We start from the raw sequence: 25984 nt of genomic DNA on the forward strand, positions 1-25984 counted from the left end.
CAGGAGCCGGAAATCGCGCCGGTGATACCCGTCGTCAGATGGTGCGAGGACGGGCGAATCCGCTTGCTGTGCGGTGTCAGGCGGGGAACGAGCGGCAGGAGGCGCGGACCACGAGTTCGGTGGGGAGCCGGATGTGGATGTCGCGCTCGACCCCGGCGATCAGGTCGACGAGCAGCCGCAGCGCCTCGGCGCCCATCCTCTGGATCGGCTGCATGATGGTGGTCAGGGGCGGGTTGACCAACGCCGACTCCGGGACGTTGTCGAAGCCGATCACGGAGACGTCGTCCGGTACCGACAGGCCCATGCTCCGCGCCACGTCGATGGTCGAGATGGCGGAGAGGTCGTTACCGGCGAAGACCGCGGTCGGCCGGTCGGGGAGGGCGAGCAGTTCGGCGGCGGTGCCGGCGGCGCTCTCGATCCGGAAGCCGCCGACCCGGACGAGTCGTTCGTCGACGGTCACACCGGCGTCGGCCATGGCCTGCCGGAAGCCCGCCTCGCGCAGCCGGGACGACTCCAGGTCGGCGCGGCCGGAGATGTGCCCGATGCGGCGGTGGCCGAGCGAGAGCAGGTAGTTGGTGGCGAGCACGGCGCCGGCGAAGTTGTCGGAGTCGACGGTGGGCAGGCCGGACGGACCGGTGTGCGGGTCGACGGCCACCACGTGGAAGCCCTGCTTGGTCTCCACCACCGTGGGGGTGACGATCACGGCGCCGTCGATGAGCGTCCCGGAGAGCCGGGCCAGTGAGCGGCGTTCCCAGCCGACCGCGGCACCGGCCACGTCACCGCTGGAGTACGCCAGCAACTGGTAGCCGGTGCCGGTCACCTCCGACGAGGCGCCCTTGAGCAGTTCGGTGGAGAAAGGTTCGAACTCGGCCACCAGGATGCCCAGCACGTTCGTGCGGTGGCTGCGCAGGCTCTGCGCGCCGAGGCTGGCTTCGTAGCCGAGTTGGTGGATGACCTGCTGAACCCGCTCGACGGTCGCCTGCGCCACGCCGTATCGGCCATTCACCACCTTGGATACGGTCGCGACCGAGACGCCGGCCGCTCGGGCCACGTCCGACATGTTCACACGCTGCGGGAACGCCACGCCGACGATGATAGAGGGCTCGACGAGCGCCGCGAACGGCGAGTCGAAAACGTTATCGACACCGATTGACACTGAGTTACACGGCTGTAAAACTCGCCGGCAGGCCGAGCACCGCGACTGATACGTCGAGGAGATACCGATGGCTTTGAAGCGCCGCGTAACCACCGCCATAGCGCTGTCCATCACCACAGCACTGCTTGCCGCCGGATGTGGCGGCGGTGAGTCCGAAGCTCCTCCGGAGAGTGAGCTGTTCAAGAACCCGGTGACCCTGACCTGGTGGCACAACGCCTCCCAGGATGGGCCCGGCAAGACCTACTGGGAGAAGGTCGCCGCCGACTTCACCGCGCTCCACCCGACGGTCAAGATCGAGATCGAGGGGATCGAGACCAACCAGCTCCAACGCACCCGGCTGCCCGCCGCGCTGCTGAGCAACGACCCGCCGGACATCTTCCAGGCGTGGGGCGGCGGCGAGATCCGCGAGCAGGTCGAGGCCGACTACCTCAAGGACATCACCGAGCAGGTGAAGGCGGAGGTCGGCAACATCGGCAGCGCCGCCGAGATCTGGCAGGTGGACGGCAAGCAGTACGGTCTGCCGTACCGGATGGGCATCGAGGGCGTCTGGTACAACAAGGACATGTTCCAGCGGGCCGGCATCGCCGCCCCGCCGACCACGTTCGACGAGCTCAACGACGCGGTCACCAAGCTCAAGGCGATCAACGTGATCCCGATCGCGCTGGGCGCCGGTGACAAGTGGCCCGCCGCGCACTGGTGGTACAACTTCGCCCTGCGCGCCTGCTCGGTGGACACGCTGAAGAAGGCCAGCACCGAGACGGTCTTCGACGACCCGTGCTTCGTGAAGGCCGGCCAGGACCTCAAGGCCTTCATCGACACCAAGCCGTTCCAGGACAACTTCATCGCCACCCCGGGTCAGAACGACCCGACCAGCGCCAACGGTCTGCTCGCCAACGGCAAGGCCGCCATGGAGCTGATGGGCGACTGGAACAAGGGCTCGCTGGAGACGGTGACCAACGACAAGGAGGCGCTCGACAAGTTCATCGGTTGGTTCCCGGTGCCGGCGATCTCCGGCTCCGCCGGTGACCCGAAGGCGGCGCTCGGCGGTGGCGACGGTTTCGCCTGCGCCAAGAACGCCCCGGGCGAGTGCGTCGAGTTCCTCAAGTACATCGTCAGCCCCGAGGTGCAGAAGGGCTACGCGCAGACCGGCACCGGCCTGCCCGTCGCCAAGGGCGCCGAGGACGGCGTCGAGGACCCGGCCCTGCGCTCCATCCTGGAGGCGACCACCGGTGCGACCTACGTGCAGCTCTGGCTGGACACCGCGTTCGGTAGCACCGTCGGTAACGCGATGAACGACGCGATCGTCGCCATCTTCGCCGGCAACGGGACGCCCGAGCAGGTCGTCGAGGCGATGAAGGCGGCCGCGCGCAAGTGACCGCCACCAACCCCACCACACTGGACCCTGCCGGCGGTGCCTCCGCGCCGCCGGCGGGGCTCCGGCCCGTCCGGCGCGCCTCGAAGGACCGGGCCGCCGAGACCCGACGCAAGTGGTACGAGATCATCGGGCTCACCACCCCGGCGATCGTCGTCTACGTGACGTTCGTACTGGTGCCGATGGGCTTCGCCGTCTACTACAGCCTCTTCCGCTGGCGTGGAGTCGGACCGCCCACCGAGTTCATCGGGTTCGACAACTACGTCATGGCGTTCCAGGACCCGATCTTCCTCGACGCGCTGCGCAACAACGCCATCATCGTCTTCGGCTCGCTGCTGCTCCAGGGTCCGGTCGCCCTCGGCGTGGCCCTGCTGCTCAACCGGCACTTCCGGGGCCGCACCCTGTTCCGCCTGCTGGCCTTCGTGCCGTACGTGCTGGCCGAGGTCACCGTCGGCATCATGTGGAAGCTGATCCTGACCCCGAACGGCAGCCTGGACGCGCTGCTCCAGTCGATCGGGCTGGGTGGCCTGGTGCAGGCCTGGCTGGCCGACCTGGACATCGTCATCTGGACGCTGCTGTTCGTGCTCACCTGGAAGTACGTCGGCTTCGCCATCATCCTGCTGCTCGCCGGCCTGTCCAACGTGCCGCAGGAGCTGAACGAGGCCGCCGCCATCGACGGCGCGAGCTGGTGGCAGATCCAACGGCACGTCACCCTGCCGCTGCTCGGCCCCACCATCCGGATCTGGATGTTCCTGTCGATGATCGGCTCATTGCAGGTCTTCGACGTGATCTGGGTGACCTCGGTGCCCGCCGTCCGCTCGCTCGGCGCCTCCGCCACCATGGCCACCTACATGGTGGACAACGGGTTCTTCGCCCGGCTGTGGGGTTACGGCAACGCGGTGGCGGTGATCCTCTTCGTCATCTCGTTCGTCGCGGCACTGCTGTTCCAGCGGTTTCTGCTGCGCCGTGACATCCAGGGTGCCACGACCGGAAGGGCGAACTGACGTGACCGCCAACGCCACCCTGTCCCCGTCCCGCCGGCGTCGCCCGGTGTCGTGGGGCAATCCCCTCACCTACGGGCTGGCCCTCGCGGTCGCGGCGGTGTCGATCGTCCCGGTGCTGTACGTCATCATCGGAGGCTTCCGCACCACCCCGCAGATCGTCGCGAACCCGGCCGGTCTGCCTGACCCGTGGGTCTTCGACAACTACGCCCGGGTGCTGACCCAGAGCGGCTTCTGGACGCAGGCGTTCAACAGCGCCGTGATCGCGCTGGGCACCACGCTCGGCGTCGTCCTGCTCGGGGTCTGCGCCGCGTTCGTGCTGGCCCGCTACACCTTCCGTGGCCGTGAGGTGCTCTACACCTTCTTCACGCTCGGCCTGCTCTTCCCGGCCGGCGCGGCGATCCTGCCGCTCTACCTCATGTTGCGGGACATGAACCTGATCAACTCCTACTTCGCGGTGATGCTGCCGCAGATCGCCTTCGCGCTGCCGTTGACGATCGTGATCCTGCGTCCCTTCCTCTCCGCTATCCCGCGCGAGCTGGAGGACGCGGCCGCGATCGACGGCACCGGTCGGCTCGGGTTCCTGTGGCGCATCATGCTCCCGCTGTCGCGTCCCGCCCTCGTCACCGTCGGGATCCTGGCGTTCGTGGCGAGTTGGAACGCCTTCCTCCTGCCGTTGCTGGTCCTCGGTGACGCCAGCCTGCACACCCTGCCGCTGGGCGTGCAGAACTTCTCCAGCCAGTACACCTCGGACACGGCCGGAATCCTCGCCTTCACCTCGCTGGCAATGCTGCCGGCACTTCTCTTCTTCACGTTCGCCGAAAAGCAGATCGTCGGTGGCCTGCAGGGCGCGGTCAAGGGCTGAGCGGCGCGGCCCGACGAGAGCCGACGCGGCGCCAGCACAACACAAAGGGGAAAGCACAGCATGACTGAGGTCCACGGCGTGGTCGGCGCACCGGTCCCGGCACAACCGGGTCCGGGCCACGACCGGCACGACCGGTCCGACCGGCCGGACGGCGAGGCACGGGTCCGTGAGCTGCTCGGGCGGATGACCATCGAGGAGAAGGTCGCCCAGCTCGTCGGCTTCTGGGAGAAGGAGGACGGCGAGACGGTCGCGCCGTTGCAGGGCGAGTTCGCCGACGTCGGCAAGCTGGAGACCTTCTCCCGGCACGGGCTCGGGCACCTCACCCGGGCGTACGGCACCCGACCGGTCGACGCCGAGGCCCGTGCGTCCTGGTTGTGGAAGTTCCAGTCCGACCTGGTGACCGGCACCCGGCTCGGCATCCCGGCGATCGTCCATGAGGAGTGCCTCACCGGGCTCTCCGCGTGGAAGGCGGCGACCTACCCCACCCCGCTGGCGTGGGGCGCCGCCTGCGATCCGGAACTCGTCACCGAGATGGCCGAGGCGATCGGGGCGTCCATGCGGGCGCTCGGCATCCACCAGGGGCTCTCCCCGGTGCTCGACGTGATCCGTGACCCCCGGTGGGGGCGGGTCGACGAGTGCATCGCCGAGGATCCCTACCTCGTCGGCACGCTCGGCACGTCGTACGTGCGGGGACTCCAGGCACAGGGCGTGCTGGCCACGCTCAAGCACTTCGCCGGCTACTCCGCCTCCCGCGCCGGGCGCAACTTCGCCCCGGTGCACGCCGGCCCCCGGGAACTCGCCGACGTGCTGCTCCCGCCGTTCGAGATGGCGATCCTGGACGGCGACGCGCGGTCGGTCATGCACTCGTACGCGGAGATCGACGGCGTGCCGGTGGCGGCCGACCCGACCATGCTGACCGGGATCCTGCGGGACCGGTGGGGCTTCGACGGGACGGTGGTCGCCGACTACTTCGGTGTGGCCTTCCTGAACCTGCTGCACCACGTCGCGGCCGACCACGCCGACGCGGCGGTGCAGGCGCTGACCGCCGGCGTCGACATCGAACTGCCGACCGGCGACGCCTACCTGACGGTGGCCGAGTCGGTGCGGTCGGGCCGGCTCGACGAGGCGTTCGTGGACCGGGCGGTGCTGCGGGTCCTGCGCCAGAAGGAGGCGCTCGGGCTGCTCGACGCCACCTTCGACGACGAGCCGCAGCCGGTCGACCTCGACTCGCCGGAGCACCGGTCCATCGCCCGCCGGCTCGCCGAGAAGTCCGTCGTCCTCGTCGCCAACCAGGGCGTACTCCCGCTGCCGGCCGGGCGGCGGGTGGCGGTGGTCGGGCCGAACGCGGACCGGGAGGGTGCGCTGTTCGGCTGCTACTCCTTCCTCAACCACGTGCTGGCCCAGCACCCCGACGTGGAGACCGGCATCGAGGTGCCGACGGTCCTCGCGGCGGCCCGTGCCGAGTTCGGCGCCGACCTGGTGAGCTGGGCGCGGGGCTGCGACGTGGACTCGGCGGACCGGTCCGGCTTCGACGAGGCGGTGGCCACCGCCGGCGCGGCGGACGTGGCGGTCCTGGTGGTCGGCGACCACGCGGGGCTGTTCGGGCGGGGCACCGTCGGCGAGGGATGCGACCGGGAGGACCTGGAACTGCCCGGTGTCCAGCGGGAGCTGGTCGAGGCGGTGCTGGCCACCGGTACGCCGGTGGTGCTGGTGCTGCTCACCGGCCGGCCGTACGCGGTCGGTTGGGCGGTGGACCGCTGCGCGGCGGTGGTGCAGGCGTTCTTCCCCGGTGAGGAGGGGGCGGGCGCGATCGCCGGGGTGCTCTCCGGGCGGGTCAACCCCTCCGGTCGGCTGCCGGTCAGCCTGCCCGGTTCGGCCGGGGCGCAGCCGTTCTCGTACCTGCACCCCACTCTCGGCGAGGGCAGCGAGGTGACCAACCTGCCGGCGACCCCGGTGGCCCCGTTCGGTCACGGCCTGTCCTACACCACCTTCGAGTACGCCGACCTGACCGTCCCCGCCACGGTGCCGACCGACGGGGCGCTGTCGGTGACCGTCCGGCTCACCAACACCGGTGCGGTGCCCGGTGACGAGGTGGTCCAGCTCTACGGTCGGGACCTGGTCGCCTCGGTGACCCGGCCGGTGGCCCAGTTGCTCGGCTACCGCCGGGTGCACCTGGAGCCGGGCCAGTCGGTCACGGTCGAGCTGACGGTGCCCACCACCCGCCTGGCCTTCTCCGACCGCAGCCTCACCCGCGTGGTGGAGCCCGGCGACGTCGACGTGTGGGTGGGCAGCAGTGCGCGCCGGGACGCCGAGGCGCGTACCACCCTGGTCGGCGACACCGCCGTGGTGACCAACGCCTCGCCGCGCTGGACCACCACCGACGTGCGCTGACGGCCGTTGCCGGTGATCCCGGTACGTCGCCCGGCAAGGCGGCGTACCGGGATCTCGGCGTCTATCAGCCGCGCGGCGCGCCCTTGCGGGCGGTGGTGGGCTTCGCCCCTGGCCGGGGCGCGAGCGACCGTGCCGGGGACGGTGTGGCGTGGGCCGGGGACGCGGCGGCGCGGGTCGGGGCGGCCGTGGCCTTCGGTGCGCCGGTGGCCGGTGGCGGGTACTTCCGGAGGACCCAGGTCTGCTGGGCGAGGGAGAACAGGTTCGTGGTCACCCAATAGATGATCACGCCGATCGGGAAGATCAGACCTGAGACGAGCAGCGAGAACGGGATGCCGTAGAGCATCAGCCGCTGCACCATCCGCTGCTGCGGGTTCTCGGCCCATCCGGTCCGCAGGATCATCTGCCGGCTGCTCAGGTAGGTCGTCGCGATCATCGTGACGATCAGGATCGCGGCGACGATCCGGACGGTCGTGCCGTCCGTGCCAAGCAGCGACAACTCCTGCGCGCCGGACCGGAAGCTGGCGGCGATCGGCGCGCCGAACAACGTCGCCGACGACGCGCTGTCGAACTGGGTGACCGTCCAGCCGTACAGCGTCTTCATGTGCTCCGGCATGGTCGGCTTGAGATGCCGCAGCACATGGAACAGGCCCAGGAAGACCGGGATCTGCACCAGCATCGGGAGGAAGCCCATCAGCGGATTGGCCTTCTCCGTGCGATAGAGCTCCAGCAGCTCCTTCTGCATGGTCTCCCGGTCGTTCTTGTGCTTCTCCTGGATCTCCTTGATACGCGGCTGGAGCGCCTGCATGGCGCGCTGCGACTTGATCTGCTTGACGAAGACCGGGAACAGCACACCCCGGACGGTCAGCACCAGGAAGACGATGCCCAGCACCCAGGCCCAGTCGGTGCCCAGCGCGGCGGCGTCGCCGAAGAGCATCTGCCAGGCGCCGTGCCAGAACAGCAGGATGGCCGAGATGGTGCCGTAGACGACGGCCATCAGTGGGCTGAACAGGGCGCTCACCGGAGGGCTCCGATGGCGCACCGGTGGCGGAAAGCGGACGAATTGGACATGTGGGTACCCCTCGGAACGCGACACGACTGATGACGGGTGGGACGAGTCAGCAGCGGTCGCCGAGGAGCGGCAGGTGAAACGAGCGACGGTGAGTGCTCAGGCGACCGCGAGGGTCGCGGTCGGCGCCCTGGGGCGGGCCCGGCCGGCGGCGTCCGGATCGCGGTGTCGGGGCACGCCGGTGCGCCCGGCCCGTTCCCGCAGCAGCCGTCGGGTGATCCGCAGGTCCGGGGCGGTGACCACCTGATGGACCAGGTTCGCGGCGGCGAGCACGACGGTCAGCAGCACACCGGTCGCCGCGGCCGTGCCGGACAGCATGCTGGAGGCACCGACGTCGGCGAGTACGCCGACGAGGTACCAGATCATGCCGAGCCCGATCACGGCACCACCATATCCGCCCCGCGCACCCAACGACCGGTGTGTCGGGCCTAGCGGTCGGGATCGGGCTCGGCGCGCAGGGCGGCGGTGGCCCGCAGCGCCTTGACGATCGCCGGGATCGCGCCGATCAGCAACACCAGCGCCCAGACGATCGCGATGATCGCGAAGAGCAGCGCGCCCAGGTCGTCGAGGATGCTCACCAGGATCACCGGCACCAGATTGTGCAGGAACTCCAGCAGCACGGTGCAGAGCAGGCTGGTCAGGATCAGCAGTACCAGGCCCTTGTTCTGGAGGAACTTCGGCTGGGCCAGCACCAGCAGCCCGGCCCAGGCGAGCTTGAGCAGCAGCGCCAGGCCGAGCAGCACGGCCGCGTCGCCGACCGGGAAGAACCCCCACAACGCCAGGTACGCCAGCGTGCCGAACGGCGGCGCCAGGAACAACGACACCATGACCATCAACTCGACGAAGGCGACGATCAACGCCACGAACGCCACGATGATCAGAATGATCGAGAAGATCAGCGTCGCGACGCCCTGCACCCGGCCGTGGATCCGTTCGGGCAGCACCAGCCCCAGGCAGAACAGCCCGGTGGTCCAGAGCGCCACCGCGTCGACGAGCGCCAGATAGCCGGTGCCCCGGCCGGACGGCTCGCCGACCCCGCTCACGTCACCGACCTCGACCCCGAGATCACCGGCGCTCTCGGCCAGCGCCGCACCGGCGTCGCCGCCACCCAGCAGCAGCCCGGCACCCACCTCGACGCCCACCGCCAGCACCAGCGCCAGCATCGCCAGCAGCAGGAACGGCTTGCGCAGCGCACCCATCCCGGCCTCCCCGCCTCAGTCCCGCGCGATCGTGACCGGGCAGCCGCCGGAGCAGCTCACCCGTACCGTGGTGGCCCGGTCCACGGCGATCCGGGTCACCGCGCCGGTGCCGTCGTCGGCCGGGGTGACGTCGTCCTCGACGGTGAAGTCGGCGTCCCCCGGTGCCGGCGCCTCGACGGTGAACGCCTCCGGGCTGCGCAGGATCAGCGTGCGCAGCCCACCCGGGTCGGCCACCCGCAGCTCGCAGTCGCCGGTGACGACCAGCCGACCGGGCGCCTCGGCACAGTCCGCGTCGACGGTGACCGGGTCCACCGCCGACGTCCCGCCGCCAACCCGCCCCAGCAGGTCGACCAACCCACTGCGCGCCGACGGATCCCCCCGCCCCCCGCGCCCCGCCCCCACCGCCACCACGAACAGCACCACCAGCAGCACACCGAGCGCCCCCAACAACACCTTCTGCCGCCCACTCACCACTCTCACCCCACTCTCACCCCACTCCGCCGCACTCCGCCCCACGCCGTCATCACTGCTCTCTCTCCGCGTTGATCAAGAGGTTTGCGTCGGGAAGAGGCACTGAGCTGACGCAAACCTCTTGATCAACCAGGGTCAGGGGTCAGGGGGTCGGTGGGAGCTCGGTGAAGCGGATCGTGTCGAGCCCGGCGAAGTAGCGGTCGGTGCTCTGCGTCCTGCCGATCGCCACCAGGGTGATCTGGTGCGGGCCCGCCGCCAGCGGCACCCGCGCCACGTCGACCCAGTCGGTGACCCGCACGGTGGGAGAGAAGCCGATGAAAGGGTCACCGACCTGCCGACCGTCGATCAGGAACACCGTGTTGGCGTAGTCGGGAGCGGTGGTCCGCACGGTGGAGAACTGCCAGACGGCCTGGGCCGGCAGCTCCACCGTCACGGTCACCCGGTCGTTGATCGCCCGCCCCAGGAAGAAGAGCTGGTTGTCCTGCGACCAGGTCACCTCGCAGCAGTTCGGCTGCACCGCCACCGTCGGCGCGGCACCGGTCGGCGACTCGACCCGGGCGCCGGTCACCAGCGTCTCCGCCTCGACGGTCACCACCCGGGCCTGCGGCGGCGGGTCGTCGTCGCGCGCCACCAGGAACACCACCACCGCCGAGACCACCAGCACCAACGCCGCCGCAGCGGCGATCCACGGCCAGGGCGTACGCTTCGGCGGCGCCACCGCCCGCACCTCGTAGGTGACCCGGCCGCTGGACCGGGAACTCTCCTCCGGCGCGGTGTTCGCCGAGTACGCGAACCCGGTCATGTCGTAACGACGCGGCGGCGTCCCCGCCGGCACGGCCAGCCGCACCAGGAACGACACCGAGCCCTGCCCGGGCACCACCCGCTGCGGTTCGGTGACGGTGAACCAGGAACGTTGCGTGCCCTCGCCGGGCGCCACGTCGAACACCACCGTGTCCGGCGCGAGTCCCGGATTGGAGACGGTGAAGGTCAGCTCCCCGGCGTTCCGGACGTCCAGGGTGAACTGCTCGGCTGCGGCGACGACGGTCCATTCGGTGGTCATGACGGCTCCTTCGGAGCGGGATCGGGCGGGGTGGGTACGGGGGAGGGGGACGGCACACTGGCCCGGCCGACCGCCGGCGCGTCCGCCACGACGGTGACCTCGGCGGTCACGGCGGCCGGTTTCTCCGCCGCCACGATCCGGCTGACCAGGGCGAGCTGGTCGGCGGCGGTCGGCGGCACCCGGACGACCAGGTGGAACGGCCGGTCGGTCGGCTCGTCGAGGACGAAGCCGGTGACCCCGGTGGCCAGTTCCAGGGCGGTCCGCAACCCTTCCGGAGTGCCCCGCCAGGTCGCCAGCGCCGCCCCGTGCGCCACCAGGTCACGCAGCCGACTCAACGGCAAGGGCAGCGGGGCGTCCCGTCGGGGTGCGGCGACCACGTGGTCCATCGCCACCCACCCGGCCAGGTACGCCACCATGCCGTCCGGCGCGCGGTACGGCGCGAACAGCGCGTCGACCTCGGCCAGCACCACCTCGTCCGGCGCGTGCAGCGCCTCCATCACGTCCAGCAGCGCCCACAGCACGCTGCCCGGCACGCAGGCGCGCTGGTAGGCGGCGGGCAGCAGCCGCTCAATGGCCGGTCGACGCATCCTGCCGCACCACCTCGATGTCGTGCTCGCCGGAGCAGAGCAGCCAGGTGTCCGGGACGGTCACCACGTCGGCGGTGGCCTGGTTGGCGCTGGCCGACCAGTCGACCGCGTCGCCGCTACGGTGCACGCCGCGTTCGCCACCGGCGAGCACCAGCCGGTCCGTGCCGGCGGTGGCGGCGATCGCGTCCACCGGCACGAACCGGGTGCGGTCGCGCAGCGGCAGCCCGCAGTTGACCGACACCGACGCCCACTGCGGCTGCGCCGCGACCGTGTCCAGCCGCAACACCCCGCCGCTCTGTGTGGCGGCCAGCGCCAGGGTGCCGCTGAAGGCCAGGTCCCGGCAGGTGCCGCCGACCCAACCGGCCTGCACCGCCTGCCACTTCACGTCGGACTCGAACAGTCGGGCGCGGAAGCAGCCCTGTCCGGGCTTCTTCGGGTCCGGCTCCCCGGCACCGCTCCACAGCAGCGTGGCCGGGCCGTCGTACTGCACGGCGAGCAGCCGGTTGTCCACGTTCGCCAGGCCGACGTGGGCGAAGGTGCCGGGGCGGCCCGCGTTGCCGGACAGATAGACCCCGAACCCGGCCTGCGCGGCCACCGCCACCCCGGGCGCGCCGCGCTCGGAGACGAACGCCCGCACCGCGTAGAAGCCCCGGTCGGCGTCGGCCGGATCGACCAGGATCTGCAACGGCACCGCGCCGGGCAGCAGCGACACCTCGTACAGGCCGGTGTCGGTGGCGACCAGCAGCGCGCCCGCGCCGTCCCGGTCGATCCAGGCCAGGTCGCTGATCCGGGAGTCCAGGTCGGCCAGCAGCGACCAGGTCTCGCCCAGGTCGGCGCTCAGGTGCACCCGGGAACCGCCGCCGGACCGGACCGTGGCCACCGCCACCGACCCGGGCCGGGGCACGATGCCGGGTCGGACCGGGGCGGGCGCGGGCGCCACCCGCTGCACGGTCTCCCCGTCGAACCGGCCGGCCGGCTCCCACCCGGCACCGGCGTTGGTGGAGCGGAACAGCACCGGGCCGCTGCCCGCGTACCAGGTGCGTGGTTGGTACTGGTCCGCGGCGATCGTGCGGACCTGCTGGTCGGGGGCCTCGTCGACGACGAACCGCACCGACTCGACGTAGCGCACCCCGGGCTCGGCGTGCTCCAGCAGCCGGTACACGTTGGAGGCGCGCAGCGGCTCGCCGAACGCCCAGCCGGCCGGGTTCAGCGGGGTGGGCAGCGGGCTCAGCGTCTGGTGCAGCCGGTCGTGGATGCGTCGCCGCACCGCCTCCGCGTCCTCCTCCCGGCGCACCACCACCCGGGCGCGGATCGACACCGCCTTGTACCGCGCCCAACTCGCCCGGCAGGTGGTGCCGAGCGAGCGGCGGCGTTCCAGATCCGCCTCGACCCGCAGCCGCGCCTCCTCCACCTCGTGCCCGCGCAGCACCGCCACCGGCAGCCGGCCGCCGGGCCGGGCGTCGTCTGGCACGTACGGCACCAGCACCACCTCGACCTCGCCGGGCCGGGCGAAGCTGTAGACGGCGGCCCGGGTGAAGGCGCGGGCCCGACTCACCCCGCCGGAGCCGGTGGCCAGCACCTCGAAGTCGCGGGCGGTCACCGCGCGCTGCTGGGCGAAGAAGGCGTACGGGCCGCGCAGCAGCACCGACTCCATCGCCTCCATCTCCCGGCCACCGGCCGCCGGTGACGGGTTGACCACCTTCACCCCGGGCAGCGGGTCCCGCAGACTGGTCAGCGTCCCGGCCGCCACGTTGCCGGCGGTGCCGCCACCGGCGCGGTACCAGAGCCGCACCTGCCGCCCGGCCGGCGGCACCGCCGCGACCGGGGCGTCGTCGTCCGACGAGTCCGGCCCGCGCACATCCAGCGCCGGGGCGAAGGTCACCGTGCCCGAGCACCGGTCCACCAGGTACGCCTTGTCCTGCGACCCGAGGCCGGCGAAGCTGTCCACCGCCCGCCAGATCTCGAAGGTGCGTCCCTCGTGCTCGCGGGCCGCCGCGCCCAACTCCACCGAACCGGTCGGCACCTCGACGCCGAGCAGCAGGTCCAGCGGCTCGGCGGTCCGGGCCAGCGGGGCCCGCCCAGCCCGCAGCACCTGCCCAGGCGCGCCGGTGCCGACGCCGAGCAGCTCCGCCTCGACCGGCTCGCAGTGGTGCATCCGGACGGTCACCTCGCGCTGGCCGGCGGCGAGCAGCGCCGGTTCGCAGGTGACGAAGACGACCGGTCGCGGGTCCGCGCCGCGCGCCGCCGCGACCCGGGTACCGGCCGGAATGCGCAACGCCTCGTCGTCGGCGCCGGTTCGGGTGAACCGGACGTCCGCCCAGGCCGCCGACGGCGCGTGCCGGGTCACGCCGAGCAGGTTGAGGAAGGAGACGTACGCCTTCTCCGGCAACTGGTTCAGCCGATAGATCATCACCTCGGTGAGGTGCGCGAACGCCTCCAGCAGGGCGATGCCCGGGTCGTGCGCGGACAGGTCGGTCCAGCCGGGGCAGGACTGCCGGATCCGCTCCCGGGCCTCGGTCACCAGGTCGAGGAAGGTCCGGTCGTCCAGGTGCGGCACGGGCAGGGTCATCGCCCCTCCTCAGCGTCGGCGCCGGGGTCGGGAGCCGGCCCCGGCGGGGCGTCGTCGACGGGCAGCAGGTCCACGGAGAAGACCAGCTGCCCGGGGGTGAGGCTGGCCCGGATCCGGTAGTCCAGCCGGATCACCAGCCGCCACGGGTCGTCCGGGTCCGGCCCGGCGTCCACGTCGAGCACGTCGATGCGGGGCTCCCAGCGGGTCACCGCCGCACGGACGTAATGGATGGCCAGCCCGGCAGTCGTGTCGTCGTTCGGGGCGAAGACCAACCGGTGCAGCCGGGAGCCGTACCCGGGGCGCATCAGCCGCTCGCCCGGCGTGGTGGACAGCAGCAGGAACAGCGCCTGGCGTACCGTCTCGTCGCCGTCGGTCATGGCCAACCCGCCGGCCGCGGTCAGCCCGAGCCCACCACTGCGACCGGCGTCGAAACCCGCGCCGAGGAACCGGATGGCCCTCACCGGTCGGCCCCCAGGACCCGTTGCCGGGGATCGCGCACCCGATATCGGAACTGGCCCGGCGGGCTGCCGTCGGTGAAGCCCTCCAGATGCGACAGCATCACCCGGTGGCCGTCCACGCGGACGAAGTCGCTGTAGCCGACCCGGACCGGCTCGGTCTTCGTGCACGGCTTGACCGTCGCGCCGTAGTTCGGGCAGGCGACGATCTTGCGGCCCTTCGGGTCGTCGGCCACCAGCACCGGTACGCCCACCACCCGCACCCACCCCTGTGACTCCTCGTTGCGGACCCGGCCGTCGTGGTCACACCTGATCACCGAGTCGCGATGGATCCAGCGCATCAGCCACCTCCTTGGTGATGGGCGCGGGCCAGGCTGCGGGCCCGCTCGGCGGCGGTGCCCGGGTCCTCGGTCGCCTCGGCGTGCAGGAAGTCGACGCTGCGGGCGCGCACCACCATCGCCCGGCCCGGCGCGGAGAGCACCAGATCGGCGGCGGCGTGCAAAGTGACCAGCTCCGGGGTCAGCTCCAGCCAGCTACCACCGTCGGTGCTCAACCGCAGGCTGCGGGCCACGTCGTCGACCACCACCTGCTGCCCGCCCGAGGTCCGCAGCGACCAGCGCCGGGCCCGCCCGTCGTCCACCCCGGTGTCGTACGGCGTGACGGCGCCGAACAGCGCGCCGAGCACCACACCGGAGGCGGGTTCGCCACCGGGCAGCGCCACCAGCACGTTGTCCTGCGGATCGGGCAGCGCCACCAGGCCCTTGCCCCGGCCCGCACCCGGGCAGAGCACCGCCAGCCATCCGGCGTCCGCCCCGCCGTACGCGGGCAGCTCCACCCGCACCCGGCCCAGCCCGTCCGGGTCGGCCACGTCGGTGACGGTGCCCAGGGTGACCACCGCCGGGGCGGGCGGCCCGGCGGGTGGCGCCGGCGGCGGCACGGTGGAGAACCGACTCAGGTATCCGTCGGCGTCGACGGTGTGCACCACCTCGGTCAGCACGTACGTGCCGGCCATCGACTCGGTGACCCCGGTCAGCCGGATCCGGCGGCCGGGGCGCAACTCGGGATCACCCTCGGCGGTGCCTTCGGCGGTGACCAGCGCCGCCGCCCGTACGTCCAGCCGGGCCTGGGCCAGCGCGGCGATCTCGTCGTCGCTGCGGCCCGGCTGGTCCAGCGCGGTCCGGGTGCCGTCCGCGCCGACGTCGGCGGGATCCGGGTCCACCGGTGTGTCCCGCCCGCACCGGGCCACCCCGGCCTGCGACGTGAACGGTTCGGCTCGCTGCGGGTGCCAGCCCAGCGCGGCGCTCTCGCCCACGGCGGTGTCCGCGTTCACCGACAGCCGCAGGCCGTGCACGTCGTGGCCGAGGGCGAGTGGGATCGGCGTGCCGTACCCGTCGAGCGTCAGCAGACGCAGCACGTCCTCGTCGACACTGAGGTGCAACCCGGCCCGGCCGGTCACCTCCAGCAGCAGGTCGAGGTCGCTCGGGCGGTGGTGCGGCAGCCGGTCCAGCCGTGGCCCGTCGACCTCGGCGTCGACCCGCAGGCCCAGGTCGGCGCAGAGGTCGGCGGCCAACTCGGCGGCGGTCACCGACTCGAACACCCGCAACCGCTGCCGCTTGCGCAACCGGTGTAGCGCGTCGTAGGCCCGGATCCGCAGGGTCGCCGCGCCGTCGGCGGCGTACTCGACCTCGACGGCGGTGACCTCGCCGTCGAACAACGCCGCCGGGTGCCCGTCGAGGCGGACCTCCAGACGGGCGCCGACCCGCGCCGAGGCGACCGGCGCGGCGCTGCCCGGCCCGGCGGCCAGCGCCACCTCGCACTGGGTGGGCCGGTTCAGTCGGGCGGCCACCCGCACCGAGTGCACCCGTCCGCTCCCACGGCCGGCCAACGGGCCGCCGTCGAGCAGCACGGTGAGCGCCCGGGGCGCGCCGCCGCTCATGCCCCGTCACCCGTGGCGGCGACGGTCCCCGGCAACGGCGGCACGGCCAGCGCGGTGCCGGCGGGCACGGCGAGCGGGTCGGTGATCCGGTTGTGCTCGGCCAGCAGCCGCCAGCGCAGCGGCGAGCCGAGCGCGTCGTGGGCGAGCAGGTCGAAACGTACGCCGGTGGAGTCGGCCGTGGCGGTGCCGTCACCGGCGGCGACCAGGGCCGTGCCCGGCGCGACGGCCGGGGTCTGCGCCTCGGCCAACTCCTCGGCGAAACCCTCCTCGGCCCGGGTGGCGTCCTCGGCGACCCGCACCAGCTTGAGCCGCAGCCAGGAGCGGCGCGGTGAACCGGTCGCGGTGAACGCGTCGAACCGTTCCGCCACCGCCACGATCACCCCCGGCACGTTCCAGGTCTTGCCCCAGACCAGCCGCACCAGCGGCGGCCGGACCCAGCCGTGCTCGACCGCCGAGTTCTCCGCCAGCATCCACAGTGGACGCGTCAGCGCGCGCACGTCGGCGGGCCGGACCTGCCCCTCCGCGAAGTCGGTGTCGAAGAGCAGGTCGAGCACCAGTTCGGTACGCCCACCCCCGGTGAACACCAGCGGATCGTCGGCGAGCCCGGCGCCGGTGAGCTGACTGCCGGCGCTGCCCCGGTGCCGTACTCCGGCCAGCCGACTGACCTGCACGGTCTCCGGGTTGAGCAGGCAGTCCACCCGCTCACCGGTGGCGTCGACGAGGAAGGCGACCCGTTCCATCAGTCGCCCGCCTGTTCCCGGTCCAGGCGGCGCAGGTGGGCCGCGGCGGCGTCCTCCGGGTCGGGAACCACCCACAGCGCCCGGTCGTCCGGCAGCGCCGGCCACGGGTCGGACGCGTCCCGCCCGTCACCCGCCCGGACGTCGGGATCGCCGGCACCGGTCAGGTCCGGCCACGGCCCGCGCGGCAGCACCGGCCGACGACCGGCACCGGCCGGCAGCCCCGCGCCGGGCCAGAGCCCGTCCCCGAACGCGCCGTCCGCGCGCCGCCGCCCGACCTCGCCGCCCCTCCCGGACAGACCGTCCCCACCCGCCGTCCGGTACGCCTCGTCCCCACCCGTTGTCGTCCCCCACCGTCCCGGATGCCGAGTCCCGTCGGGCCCGAGCCCACTCGACCGCGCCGGATGCCGCAGCCCGTCGACCTCCGGGCCGCTGTCGATCCCGCCTACCGTGCCGGCCGTCCGGGGGTACGCCCGCGCCTGATATGCCTCCCGCCCCGGTCCCGGCGACGACGAGTCGTCCGGGGCGGAGTCGACCAGCCGCAGCACCGCCCTGTTCCGGCCCGGCACCGAGCCCGGCGCTTCGTGTCGATCCGGCGCTTGCTGCCGATCCGCCGCCGGTCGTGCGCGATCCGTCGCCGACCCGACGCCGGGCGACGACGCGGCGGTGTCCGGAGTGGTGTCCGCGCGCTGGCGGTCGGCTCCCTCGACCCGCCGACGGCCCGGCCTGCCCGCCACCCCGGTGGCGGTGGGCGCTGTGTCCGCCCACCCCCGGGCCGAGTCCGCCCGGTGCCCCCGTCCGCCCACCCACGGCATCGTCGCGTCGCCCACCGCCGGACCCGCGCCCACCCCGCTCGGTACCGCCCCTGCCGCCGACGCCCCCGTCCCGTCCGGCGTCGACCATGTCCCCGGTGTGCCTGCCCCGGGTGTGGGCGTCCCGTTGGCGATCTCTGGTGCGGGCGCCCCGTTGGCGACCGACGCTGCCCCCGGTGTGGGCGCCCCGCTGACGGTCGATGCTGCTCCGGGTGTGTCCGCCCCACTCACCGCAGACGGCGTGCCCGCGCTGTCCGCTGTGGAGCCCGTCCGGGGTGCGCCGGCCCCGCTCACCGCGCGCCGGCCTCCCGGTGCGCCGTGATGGCGCGCCGCCGGGGTGGCCCGGCGCGTGTCCGCCGCACCGGAAGGTACCCCTGCGCCGCGCCTTTGCTCTGCTTCACTCCACGCAACGGCTGACCTGCCGTATCCGGGGGGTTGCGTCGGTTGAAGCAGAGCAAAGGGGGCGGGGGAGGACCGGTCGATCCCCGGCGACGCGGCGTAGGGCGACGATTCGTCGCCCCAGCCGTCGCCGGGCGGCCGTCGCCCGGCCCACGGATCGGTCCCGTCCACCGCTCCCTCGGCCGCCGGGTGCGGGTCGTCGGCGTACTCCTCGCGCTCGGCCGGCAGAGCGCCGGCCGGCAACTCGGCCGCGAGGTCGCGGAGCAGCCCCGGGGCGTGGGCCGCGATCAGCCGCAGCCAGTGCTCCGGGGGACGGTCCGGATGCCGGTACGCGACCGCCTCCCACCCGTCCGACGACGCGGCGGCGTCAGTACCGTGGTCCGCACTGCCGCCCGCGTCGCCACGCAGACCGCCGATCGCGCTGCCACGGACGCTGTCCCGCAGGCCGCCGACCGTGTTGCCACCGACGCTGCCATGCCGCCCGCCGCCCGCCGCGGGGTCGGGGGTGGTGTCCACCAGGCCGGCGACACGGTCCACGGCGCGTGCGGCGGACCGGAGCCGACCGGCGACCCAGCTACGCGGGCGTGGGCGCGGCACCGCCGGTCTCCAGTTCCAGGCTCTCGTAGCGCAGCGTGAGCGCCGCGATGGCGATCTCCTGGCCGAGCGTGTTGAGGTGCGCGCCGCGCCACCGGGTGGGCCAGGCGTTGAGCAGGTTCCAGCGCAGCACCTCGGCCGTGCCGGCGGAGTCGAGCAGCACCACCGAGACGTTGCGGCGGTCACTGGTGCCCCGGGCGATGGTGTGCACCCAGTCCCACAACTCCCGGGACGCGGTCAGGCCGAAGTGCAGCGTGACCGGGCCGTACTCGACCTGGCCGGGGATCATCCGGATCCGGTCGTTGCCCTGCTCCCGGTACGGCTGCGCGGGGATGTTCACCTCCAGGCCGCTGACCTCGGTGAAGTGGCCGTTGGTGACCCCGTTGACGAGCAGCTTGAAGTTGTACGCCCGGTACGGGTCGACCGGGGCGCCCGGCTGCGGAGTGGACGTGGTCGGCATTGTCAGCCTCCAATCGTCTCGGTCTCGGTGCCACCGGCCCACTGGCTCAGCTTGAACACCACGAACTCGGCCGGCTTGACCACCGCGATGCCGATGTGCGCGACCACCATCCCGGCGTCGCGGACGTCGGCCGGGTTGGTCTCCTCGTCGCACTTGACGAAGAACGCCTCCTCGGGCGTACGCCCCAGCAGCGCGCCGTCGCGCCACACGCGGGTCAGGAAGGCGCCGATGTCCCGGCGGATCGAGCGCCACAGCGTGTAGTCGTTCGGCTCGAACACCATCCACCGGGTGCCGTTGGCGATGGCCTGCTCGATGGCGATGGAGAGCCGCCGGACGTTGAGGTACCGCCACTCGCTCGCCTCGGCGGCGAGCGTACGTGCGCCCCAGACCCGGATGCCCTCGCCGGGGAAGTACCGGATGACGTTGACGCCCTTGGGGTTGAGCACGTCGTGCTCGGAGCGGGTGACCAGGTGACCCAGGTCGACGGCGCCGCGTACCGGCTCGTTGGCGGGTGCCTTGTGCACGCCGCGCAGGGCGTCGGTGCGGGCCCAGATGCCGGCCAGGTGCCCGCTCGGCGGGGTGAGCACCAGGTCGCCGCTGAGCGGGTCGCGTACCCGCAGCCAGGGGAAGTACAGCGCGCCGAAGTCCGACTGCCGGGGCCGGTGCGCCGTCGGGTTACCGCTCGACCCGGTCGACCCCCCACCCGTACCGCCCGAACTGCTGACGGCGGTGTCGCCGCCGTCACCGGCCTTCGCCGCCCGGCCGGAGCCGGCCGTGGCGACTCGGGTCAGCGTCGAGATGTCGTCGATGTCGGGAGCCGGATCGCAGATCGCGACCATGGTGCGGGTGCGCTCGGCCAGGCTCAGCAGCGCCTCGTGCGCGACCGCGTCGTGGAAACCGGGCGCGGCCACGATGGAGATCTCGTCGATCGCCTCCAGCAGGTCCAACCCGCCGCGCTGGCGGCCGCTGCCGGTGAGCGCGCCGCCCTCGCCGACGTTGACCACCCAGCAGCGGGTGCCGCCGTTGTCGAGGAAACCGAAGACCGCGCGGGCCAGCGGGGTGCTCTCGAACTCGTCGCCGTCGGCGTAGAGGCGGAGGAACTCGGTCCAGTTGTTCACGGCGAGGGCCTCGCCGAGACGGGCGGTGCGGTCCGGTGCCACGCCGACGAAGGCTGCCGTGCTGGTGCCGACCGGTCCGATCGGCCGGGCACCGGCAGGCACCTCCTCGACGTAGATCCCGGGTGAGAAGTAGCTGGGCATCGGTCCTCCCGTACGGGTCGGGTCAGCGGGTCGGTGGCGCGCAGACGATGACGATGTCGGGGTCGGTCGGATCCACCTCGGCGGTGAGCACCTGACCCCGACCGGTGAGCCGGAGCCGGACCGTTCCGGGCTGCTCCGGGTCGTGTGGCACGCCGACGACCCGGAACCGTCCCGCCGGATCGGTCCGGGTCGCGTACGGCTGACCGACGACCTCCACCCGCATCGCGGCGAGTGGTTGGTCGGCGGGACCGACGACTCGGCCGTCGAAGGTGAGCATCTCCAGTTGCCGCAGCCGCAGCGGGCGCAGCACCGGCGGTGCCGACTCGTGCGGATGGGTGACCTGCACCGGTACGTCGATCAGCAGGGCCGGCCGGGGCGGCACGCCGAGTGCCACCCACAGCGCCGGCTCTCCCGCCTCCAGCACGAGCGTGTGTCCGCTCGGACCGGTGGCCTCGACCAGCACCCGGTCCAGCTTCGCCAGGGCTTCCGGTCCGTCGGCGGCGAGCAGGTAGCGGACGATGAGCCGGTACGGCTCGGGTCCGCCGCTGCCCCGGGTCTGCCGGGCCGGGCGCAACTCCAGCGGCCACAGCGTCAACCCGTCCGCCGCCGGTCCGGGCGCGGGCGGGCCGACCGGGACGGCGTCGCCCGCCGCCCCGGCCAGCCACCGCGCCAGTTCGGCGGTGGCCGCCTCGATCGGACCGCCTCCGGTCATCGCGGCGGCGTCCCCTGGATCCGGTACGCGATGGCCTCGTTCCACACGTGCGGGTAGACGCCGATCTCGAAGTACCGGGTGAAGCGGTTGATCGGTGCACCGGTGTGGTCGTGGTAGAGCAGCCACACCGGCGCGATGGTGAACAGCACGTAGTTGGCCACGACCAGCGGGATGTAGAGCGGCCCGAGCAGCCGGGCCTGGAAGATGTGCACGTCCTCGTGGCGCTGGATGCCCGGCCCGGAGCCGGCGCAGACCGTGCCCAGCGTGGTGGCGTAGCGCGGCGAGACGCCCTCCACGACGTTGACCCGGCAGCTCTGCTGCGAGGTGGCCCGGTCCAGCGAGTGACCGAAGACCAGGTGCACCGCGAGATAGGTCGCGCCGACCACGGTGTTCAGCAGGCTCCACGTGTGGTCGATGACGAACAGGAAGATCCCTCGGGCGTCGGCCCCGTAGACCCGGGCCGAGGTGATCGACCATCCGAAGACGATGCCGACGACCAGACCGACGCCCGCGCCGACGAGCAGCCCGACGGGTCCGCCGAGCAGCCCGCCGAGGACCGTGCCCGCCGCGACGTGGACGGCGGCGCTGATGACTCCGAAGACGGCCATGACGGTTCCCCTCTAGGCCCAGGAGCGGATGAAGCGGGGCTCGTTGCCCTGCGCCAGCCGGGTGGGTGTCGCCTGCCGGTTGCCGGGAGGCAGTTGGTTGACGCCGAGAGCGGCGGAGAAGATGACCAGCCCGTTGAAGAAGGCGATGATCCACTTCTCGGCGCCCGCGTCGGTGGCGAAGGCCGCGGTGAGGTACGACAGCAGCAGGGCGATACCCAGCGCGATCCACTTGCGTGCCGTGTCGGCACTCGGGCCGATCAGCCCGCCGATGACGTTCGTGGCCAGCAGCGTCGCGGCGCTCGCGCCGGTGAGACTGCCCAAGGCCGCCCAGGTGAAGAGATCGTTCATCGCCGATCTCCCTTCGGTTTCGCGTGGTGCGAGGTGGGAGGTGGTGCCGCCCGCCGGGCGGGCGGCGGTGCCGGCTGAGCTGCGTCAGCCGGAGCCCGGCACACCGCCGGTCGTGGTGTGCGGTGCCGGACCGATGGTGCCCGGACCACCGGAGGTGCCCGGTCCGCCGGGCGTCGGTGCGCCGCCACCCGCCGGGCCCGTGCCGGACCGGCGCAGCAGCAGTACGACGATCGCCGCGACCAGCAGCAGGATCACCGCACCGGCACCGACCAGCAACCACGGGAAGCCCCCGCCGGTGTCCTCCTCGTCCGCCGGGGCGGACGGCCGGGGCGGTGCCTCGGCGACGGCCCGCAGTTCCGGCGGCTTCGGCTGGTTGCGGGCGACCCGCCAGGTGACCGTACGGTCGTTGACCTGACCGCCCGCGCTGACGTCCAGAACGCGTCCGGGGAAGGTCACCGAGATCTCGAACGACATCAGCGTCATGAATCGCGCCTGATTCGCCGGATCCTGTTCGGCCACTTTTCCGCCGTACTTCTTCGGGTCGAGCGGAAGAGTGAACACGTACCGGTCGTCACCCTGCCGGACGATGCTCAGACTTTCGCTGTCGAATTGATCGAGCGGAACGTTCCGGTAGTTGATCTGAGAACCGTAGTGGGTGGTGTCCTCGTACCGGATCTCGGTGCCTTCGGGCAGAGCCGGGATGTTCTGCCGAAGCTCGGCGAATCCGGCCTCGACCGTCTTGTTGTTGGCGGTCAGCACGTTGCGCTCGGCGGTCAGCAGGAGTTGCCCGCTGACCGTGTCGTCGGCGTTGACGGTCAGTCCGGTGTTGAGTTGCATGCAGCCGGAAAGGGCCGCCAGTAGGACGAGACACGCCGCGCCGCGGAGTATCCAGGTGCGTCCGAGCCCCGTATTCATGGGCTCAGTCTGTGCGTTTGCCGCCCGAGCCATCAGTCAGCGATCAGTCACATGGCAGTCGCCGATCTTACCGATTACCAGTCACATTCGACCGAGGTCGCACACCCCGGAAATGGATATCCTGAAAGGTTGTGACGTCAGGCGCTGTCGCGGCGTACCAGTGCGGACGGGAAGCGGGTGCACATCGGGGCGTGCCGGTGCTCCAGCACCATGGTGGCGGCGGCGCTGGCGATCTGGCGTACCGGGTGACTGGCGGTGGTCAGGGCCGGAGCCGTCACGGCGGCCAGCGGGATGTCGTCGAAGCCGGTCACCGCGACGTCACCGGGCACCTGCACGCCGTCGGCGCGGAGCCGACCGATCACGCCCAACGCGGTCGCGTCGCTGATCCCGACGATCGCATCCGTGTCCGGCCAGCGGCGCAGCACCTCGCGGGCGGCGGCGCGGCCCCGCTCCACGGAGAAGTCGCCGACCACCTCGCGCGTCGGCAGGCCCGCGTCGCGCATCAGCCCCCGGTACGCGTCCACCGAGCGGTTGGCGCAGGTCAGCCACGGGGGACCGGTGACCATCGCGATCCGTCGGCGACCGCCGGCGTAGAGGTGGCGGACGATGGCCTCGGTGGCGCCGCCGTTGTCGATGTCCACCGACGGCACGGTGGCCGAGCCGACCCCGATCGACACGGCCCGCCCGCGCAGCCGGCGCGGCACCAGCTCCAGCAGCGCCGGGGTCGTGTTGACCAGGATCAGGCCGGTCACCCCCCGGTCGTCGGTCAACCGGACCAGCCGCTCCGGCGCGTGCAGCGGCACCCAGTCGACGGTGACGCCCAGCCCGTGCGGTGCGCAGACCCGCGCGGTGGCGCCGAGGACCTGGTCGACATAGCTGTCGTCGAGCACCGCCGGGTCGGTGCCGGCCACCGCCACCAGGAGCCGTACGCCGGTGCCGTGCACCAGCGCCCGGGCGGCCGGGTTGGGTACGTAGCCGAGCTCGTCCGCGGCGGTGCGTACCCGCTCCCGGGCGGTCGGTGACGCGAACCCGTTGCCCGCGATGACCCGGGACGCCGTGGAGCGGGAGACTCCGGCGGCTCGGGCGACGTCGTCCAGGGTTGCCGGCCGGCGTGCCGTGGTCATGGTGTCTCCCTGTTGCGCTCGGCCCGCCGGGTACGCGGGCTCCCACCCGCATCATGCCTCGCCGGAGGTCCAGGGGTAAGGACCGGAGGTGGATTGTGGTGGTAGCGCTCCCAGGTGTGTGATCGTGGCCTGCGCCCCCACCACCGTCGAGAGGACCGGGAAGTTCCATGGATCCCGCCATCAGCACGCCCGCCACACCGCCGGTCACCTCCGGCCCGCCTCGGGCGGTGCTGGCCGCCCGGAACGGCGTGGCGGTGGTGTTCGCACTCAACGGGCTGGCCGTCGCGACCTGGTTCTCCCGGGTGCCGGCGATCCGCGACGGGCTGGAACTCAGCCCCGGGCGTCTCGGCCTGCTCCTGCTCGCCATGTCGATCGGCGCGATCGTCGCGATGCCCACCGCCGGCCTGCTCACCCAGCGCCTCGGCGCGGCCCGCGCGGTGGTGTTCTCCACCACCGTGGTCGCCCTCGGCCTCAGCGTGGCGGGGGTGTCGGCGGTGGCCGGCTCCCTGCCCGGGGTGGCCGTGGGCCTGTTCGCGCTCGGGTACGGCTCCGGCAGTTGCGACGTGGCGATGAACATCGAGGGCGCGATCGTCGAACGCCGCCTGGGGTGGACGGTGATGCCCCGCTTCCACGCGGCGTGGAGTCTCGGTTCGGTGGCGGGTGCCGGTCTGGGCGCCGGGGCCGCCCGGCTCGGCCTGCCGGTCGCCGTCCACCTCGGGGTGCTGGCGGCGGTGGTGCTCGCCGGCACGCTGCTGGGTGCCCGCGCGTTCCTGCCCGCCGCACCCGGTACGGAGGGCGAGGGCTCCGGTGGCGGTCGCACGTCCCTGCTCGCCGCCTGGCGGGAACCGCGCACCCTGCTCATCGGTCTGGTGGTGCTGGCGGCGGCGTTCGCCGAGGGCAGCGCCAACGACTGGATCGCGGTCGCCTTCATCGACGGGTACGGCTTCAGCGAGGCGGCCGGCGCCGCGGTCTTCGCCGTCTTCGTCACCGGCATGACTGTGGGCCGCACGCTCGGCACGGTGGCCCTGGACCGGTGGGGGCGGGTGCCGGTGCTGACCGTGACGATCCTGCTCGCCATCGTCGGCGCCGGGGTGGCGATCCTGGCTGGTTCCGGTCCGGTCGCGGTGGTCGGTGTCGTGCTGTGGGGGATCGGCGCGTCGCTCGGCTTCCCGGTCGGCATGAGCGCCGCCGCCGACGAGGAGGAACACGCCCACGTCCGGGTCAGCGTGGTCGCGGTGATCGGTTACACCGCGTTCCTGGCCGGTCCGCCGTTGCTGGGGCTGCTCGGCGATCGGATCGGCACCCTGCACGCGTTGCTGGTGGTGCCGTTGCTGCTGCTGCCGACCCTGCTGCTGGTCCGCGTCACCCGTCCGCCCGTCTCCGGCGCCACGGGGGAGCCGGAGCGGGCGGGCGCCCCGGAGCCGGAGCGGGCGGGTTCGCCCCGGCCGGAGGCGTAGCGACCAGGGCCCGTGCACCGGCCGTCCAGGGAACTGCCAGGTCCGGGTGCTGGACTGGGAGGTACGCCGAGGAGAGGAGCCGGGCATGGGCTGGTTCAGCCGGCGGCCCCGGGCCGCAGAGGGCACCCCGACGAAACTGGACCGCGAGGCGACCCCGGAGGACCTCGCCTCGCTGGAGGAGTTCGCGACCAGCCGGCAGGGGGTGGAGTTCTACCTCGAACCGGAGACCACCGCCACCGACACCACGGTGGTCGCCATCGCACACGACGGCGAGTGGATCCGGCGGCGTACCGGGACGCCCCGGGCCGCCGGGAAGATGGCCCGTAAGCACGCGATCCCGCTGTACGAGGCGACCAAGGTCGGCTATCCGGAACGGATGCGGGCCTGGAACCGGGCGCACCCGGAACGCCGGGCCCGCTGACCGGTCCGTC

The 25984-nt window shown here is 72.7% G+C and carries 26 protein-coding genes; 6 read left to right on the plus strand and 20 right to left on the minus strand.

The features are described from left to right. Positions 1 to 76 precede the first annotated feature (76 nt). Complete coding sequence (locus ABT008_RS17200; RefSeq protein WP_350697211.1) at positions 77 to 1084, minus strand: LacI family DNA-binding transcriptional regulator; 1008 nt, start codon at positions 1082 to 1084, stop codon at positions 77 to 79. 139 nt (positions 1085 to 1223) lie between these two features. Here ABT008_RS17200 and ABT008_RS17205 point away from each other — a divergent pair, with 139 nt between their 5' ends. From ABT008_RS17205 to ABT008_RS17220, 4 genes are read left to right on the plus strand one after another with little or no spacing between them, the layout of a single operon-like run. Beyond that, positions 1224 to 2531, plus strand: a complete 1308-nt coding sequence (locus tag ABT008_RS17205) for an ABC transporter substrate-binding protein (protein WP_350697212.1) — start codon at positions 1224 to 1226, stop codon at positions 2529 to 2531. Further along, positions 2528 to 3532, plus strand: a complete 1005-nt coding sequence (locus ABT008_RS17210) for a carbohydrate ABC transporter permease (protein ID WP_350697213.1) — start codon at positions 2528 to 2530, stop codon at positions 3530 to 3532. The genes ABT008_RS17205 and ABT008_RS17210 overlap by 4 nt, the downstream gene beginning before the upstream one ends. 1 nt (position 3533) lies before the next feature. Next, positions 3534 to 4394: a carbohydrate ABC transporter permease gene (locus ABT008_RS17215; RefSeq protein ID WP_131054785.1), complete on the plus strand. Its 861-nt coding sequence runs from the start codon at positions 3534 to 3536 to the stop codon at positions 4392 to 4394. Between the two features lie 60 nt (positions 4395 to 4454). Next, the gene (locus ABT008_RS17220; RefSeq protein WP_350697214.1) at positions 4455 to 6785 is read left to right on the plus strand and encodes a beta-xylosidase/alpha-l-arabinosidase; all 2331 of its coding nucleotides are present in this window, start codon (positions 4455 to 4457) and stop codon (positions 6783 to 6785) included. Between the two features lie 64 nt (positions 6786 to 6849). Here ABT008_RS17220 and yidC read toward each other — a convergent pair whose 3' ends face one another. From yidC to ABT008_RS17315, 19 genes are all read right to left on the minus strand, one after another. Continuing rightward, a complete protein-coding gene (gene yidC / locus ABT008_RS17225) occupies positions 6850 to 7779 on the minus strand; it encodes a membrane protein insertase YidC (protein WP_350697389.1) in 930 nt (309 codons plus the stop codon). Between the two features lie 171 nt (positions 7780 to 7950). Continuing rightward, entirely contained in the window at positions 7951 to 8232 is a 282-nt protein-coding gene (locus ABT008_RS17230) for a DUF6412 domain-containing protein (RefSeq protein WP_350697215.1), read from the minus strand. 47 nt (positions 8233 to 8279) lie between these two features. Next, positions 8280 to 9050: a hypothetical protein gene (locus ABT008_RS17235; RefSeq protein ID WP_350697216.1), complete on the minus strand. Its 771-nt coding sequence runs from the start codon at positions 9048 to 9050 to the stop codon at positions 8280 to 8282. Positions 9051 to 9065: 15 nt separating this feature from the next. Beyond that, complete coding sequence (locus tag ABT008_RS17240) at positions 9066 to 9521, minus strand: hypothetical protein (protein WP_350697217.1); 456 nt, start codon at positions 9519 to 9521, stop codon at positions 9066 to 9068. 142 nt (positions 9522 to 9663) lie between these two features. Then, a complete protein-coding gene (locus tag ABT008_RS17245) occupies positions 9664 to 10581 on the minus strand; it encodes a hypothetical protein (protein WP_350697218.1) in 918 nt (305 codons plus the stop codon). Continuing rightward, a complete protein-coding gene (locus tag ABT008_RS17250; protein WP_350697219.1) occupies positions 10578 to 11168 on the minus strand; it encodes a phage tail protein in 591 nt (196 codons plus the stop codon). The genes ABT008_RS17245 and ABT008_RS17250 overlap by 4 nt, the downstream gene beginning before the upstream one ends. After that, the gene (locus ABT008_RS17255; RefSeq protein WP_350697220.1) at positions 11149 to 13737 is read right to left on the minus strand and encodes a putative baseplate assembly protein; all 2589 of its coding nucleotides are present in this window, start codon (positions 13735 to 13737) and stop codon (positions 11149 to 11151) included. The genes ABT008_RS17250 and ABT008_RS17255 overlap by 20 nt, the downstream gene beginning before the upstream one ends. After that, the gene (locus ABT008_RS17260; protein WP_350697221.1) at positions 13734 to 14198 is read right to left on the minus strand and encodes a GPW/gp25 family protein; all 465 of its coding nucleotides are present in this window, start codon (positions 14196 to 14198) and stop codon (positions 13734 to 13736) included. Before ABT008_RS17260 ends, ABT008_RS17255 begins: the two co-directional genes overlap by 4 nt. After that, entirely contained in the window at positions 14195 to 14533 is a 339-nt protein-coding gene (locus tag ABT008_RS17265; protein WP_350697222.1) for a hypothetical protein, read from the minus strand. Before ABT008_RS17265 ends, ABT008_RS17260 begins: the two co-directional genes overlap by 4 nt. After that, complete coding sequence (locus ABT008_RS17270; RefSeq protein WP_350697223.1) at positions 14533 to 16128, minus strand: phage baseplate assembly protein V; 1596 nt, start codon at positions 16126 to 16128, stop codon at positions 14533 to 14535. The genes ABT008_RS17265 and ABT008_RS17270 overlap by 1 nt, the downstream gene beginning before the upstream one ends. Continuing rightward, a complete protein-coding gene (locus tag ABT008_RS17275) occupies positions 16125 to 16868 on the minus strand; it encodes a CIS tube protein (protein ID WP_350697224.1) in 744 nt (247 codons plus the stop codon). Before ABT008_RS17275 ends, ABT008_RS17270 begins: the two co-directional genes overlap by 4 nt. Beyond that, positions 16868 to 17434, minus strand: a complete 567-nt coding sequence (locus ABT008_RS17280) for a hypothetical protein (protein WP_350697225.1) — start codon at positions 17432 to 17434, stop codon at positions 16868 to 16870. Before ABT008_RS17280 ends, ABT008_RS17275 begins: the two co-directional genes overlap by 1 nt. A gap of 1216 nt (positions 17435 to 18650) precedes the next feature. Further along, entirely contained in the window at positions 18651 to 19130 is a 480-nt protein-coding gene (locus ABT008_RS17285; RefSeq protein ID WP_350697226.1) for a phage tail protein, read from the minus strand. A 2-nt stretch (positions 19131 to 19132) separates the two neighbouring features. Continuing rightward, positions 19133 to 20389 carry a phage tail sheath family protein gene (locus tag ABT008_RS17290; protein WP_350697227.1) on the minus strand — a complete coding sequence of 419 codons (1257 nt, stop codon included), beginning with the start codon at positions 20387 to 20389 and terminating at the stop codon, positions 19133 to 19135. 22 nt (positions 20390 to 20411) lie between these two features. After that, positions 20412 to 21101 (minus strand): carboxypeptidase-like regulatory domain-containing protein, encoded by a 690-nt coding sequence (locus ABT008_RS17295; protein ID WP_350697228.1) that lies wholly within the window; start codon positions 21099 to 21101, stop codon positions 20412 to 20414. After that, complete coding sequence (locus ABT008_RS17300) at positions 21098 to 21709, minus strand: glycine zipper family protein (RefSeq protein ID WP_350697229.1); 612 nt, start codon at positions 21707 to 21709, stop codon at positions 21098 to 21100. The genes ABT008_RS17295 and ABT008_RS17300 overlap by 4 nt, the downstream gene beginning before the upstream one ends. 12 nt (positions 21710 to 21721) lie before the next feature. Further along, complete coding sequence (locus ABT008_RS17305) at positions 21722 to 22057, minus strand: hypothetical protein (RefSeq protein WP_131054723.1); 336 nt, start codon at positions 22055 to 22057, stop codon at positions 21722 to 21724. An 84-nt stretch (positions 22058 to 22141) separates the two neighbouring features. Beyond that, positions 22142 to 22894: an LppM family (lipo)protein gene (locus tag ABT008_RS17310; protein ID WP_350697230.1), complete on the minus strand. Its 753-nt coding sequence runs from the start codon at positions 22892 to 22894 to the stop codon at positions 22142 to 22144. A gap of 215 nt (positions 22895 to 23109) precedes the next feature. Next, positions 23110 to 24096 (minus strand): LacI family DNA-binding transcriptional regulator, encoded by a 987-nt coding sequence (locus ABT008_RS17315; protein ID WP_350697231.1) that lies wholly within the window; start codon positions 24094 to 24096, stop codon positions 23110 to 23112. A 179-nt stretch (positions 24097 to 24275) separates the two neighbouring features. Between ABT008_RS17315 and ABT008_RS17320 the strand changes: the two genes are divergently transcribed. Both ABT008_RS17320 and ABT008_RS17325 read left to right on the plus strand, forming a co-directional pair. Further along, a complete protein-coding gene (locus tag ABT008_RS17320) occupies positions 24276 to 25553 on the plus strand; it encodes an MFS transporter (RefSeq protein ID WP_502890446.1) in 1278 nt (425 codons plus the stop codon). A gap of 85 nt (positions 25554 to 25638) precedes the next feature. Continuing rightward, entirely contained in the window at positions 25639 to 25974 is a 336-nt protein-coding gene (locus tag ABT008_RS17325) for a hypothetical protein (protein ID WP_176094417.1), read from the plus strand. Positions 25975 to 25984: the final 10 nt, after the last annotated feature.

It is taken from the genome of Micromonospora sp. NPDC002389, from assembly GCF_040296095.1.
In the GTDB taxonomy this organism is placed as follows: domain Bacteria; phylum Actinomycetota; class Actinomycetes; order Mycobacteriales; family Micromonosporaceae; genus Micromonospora.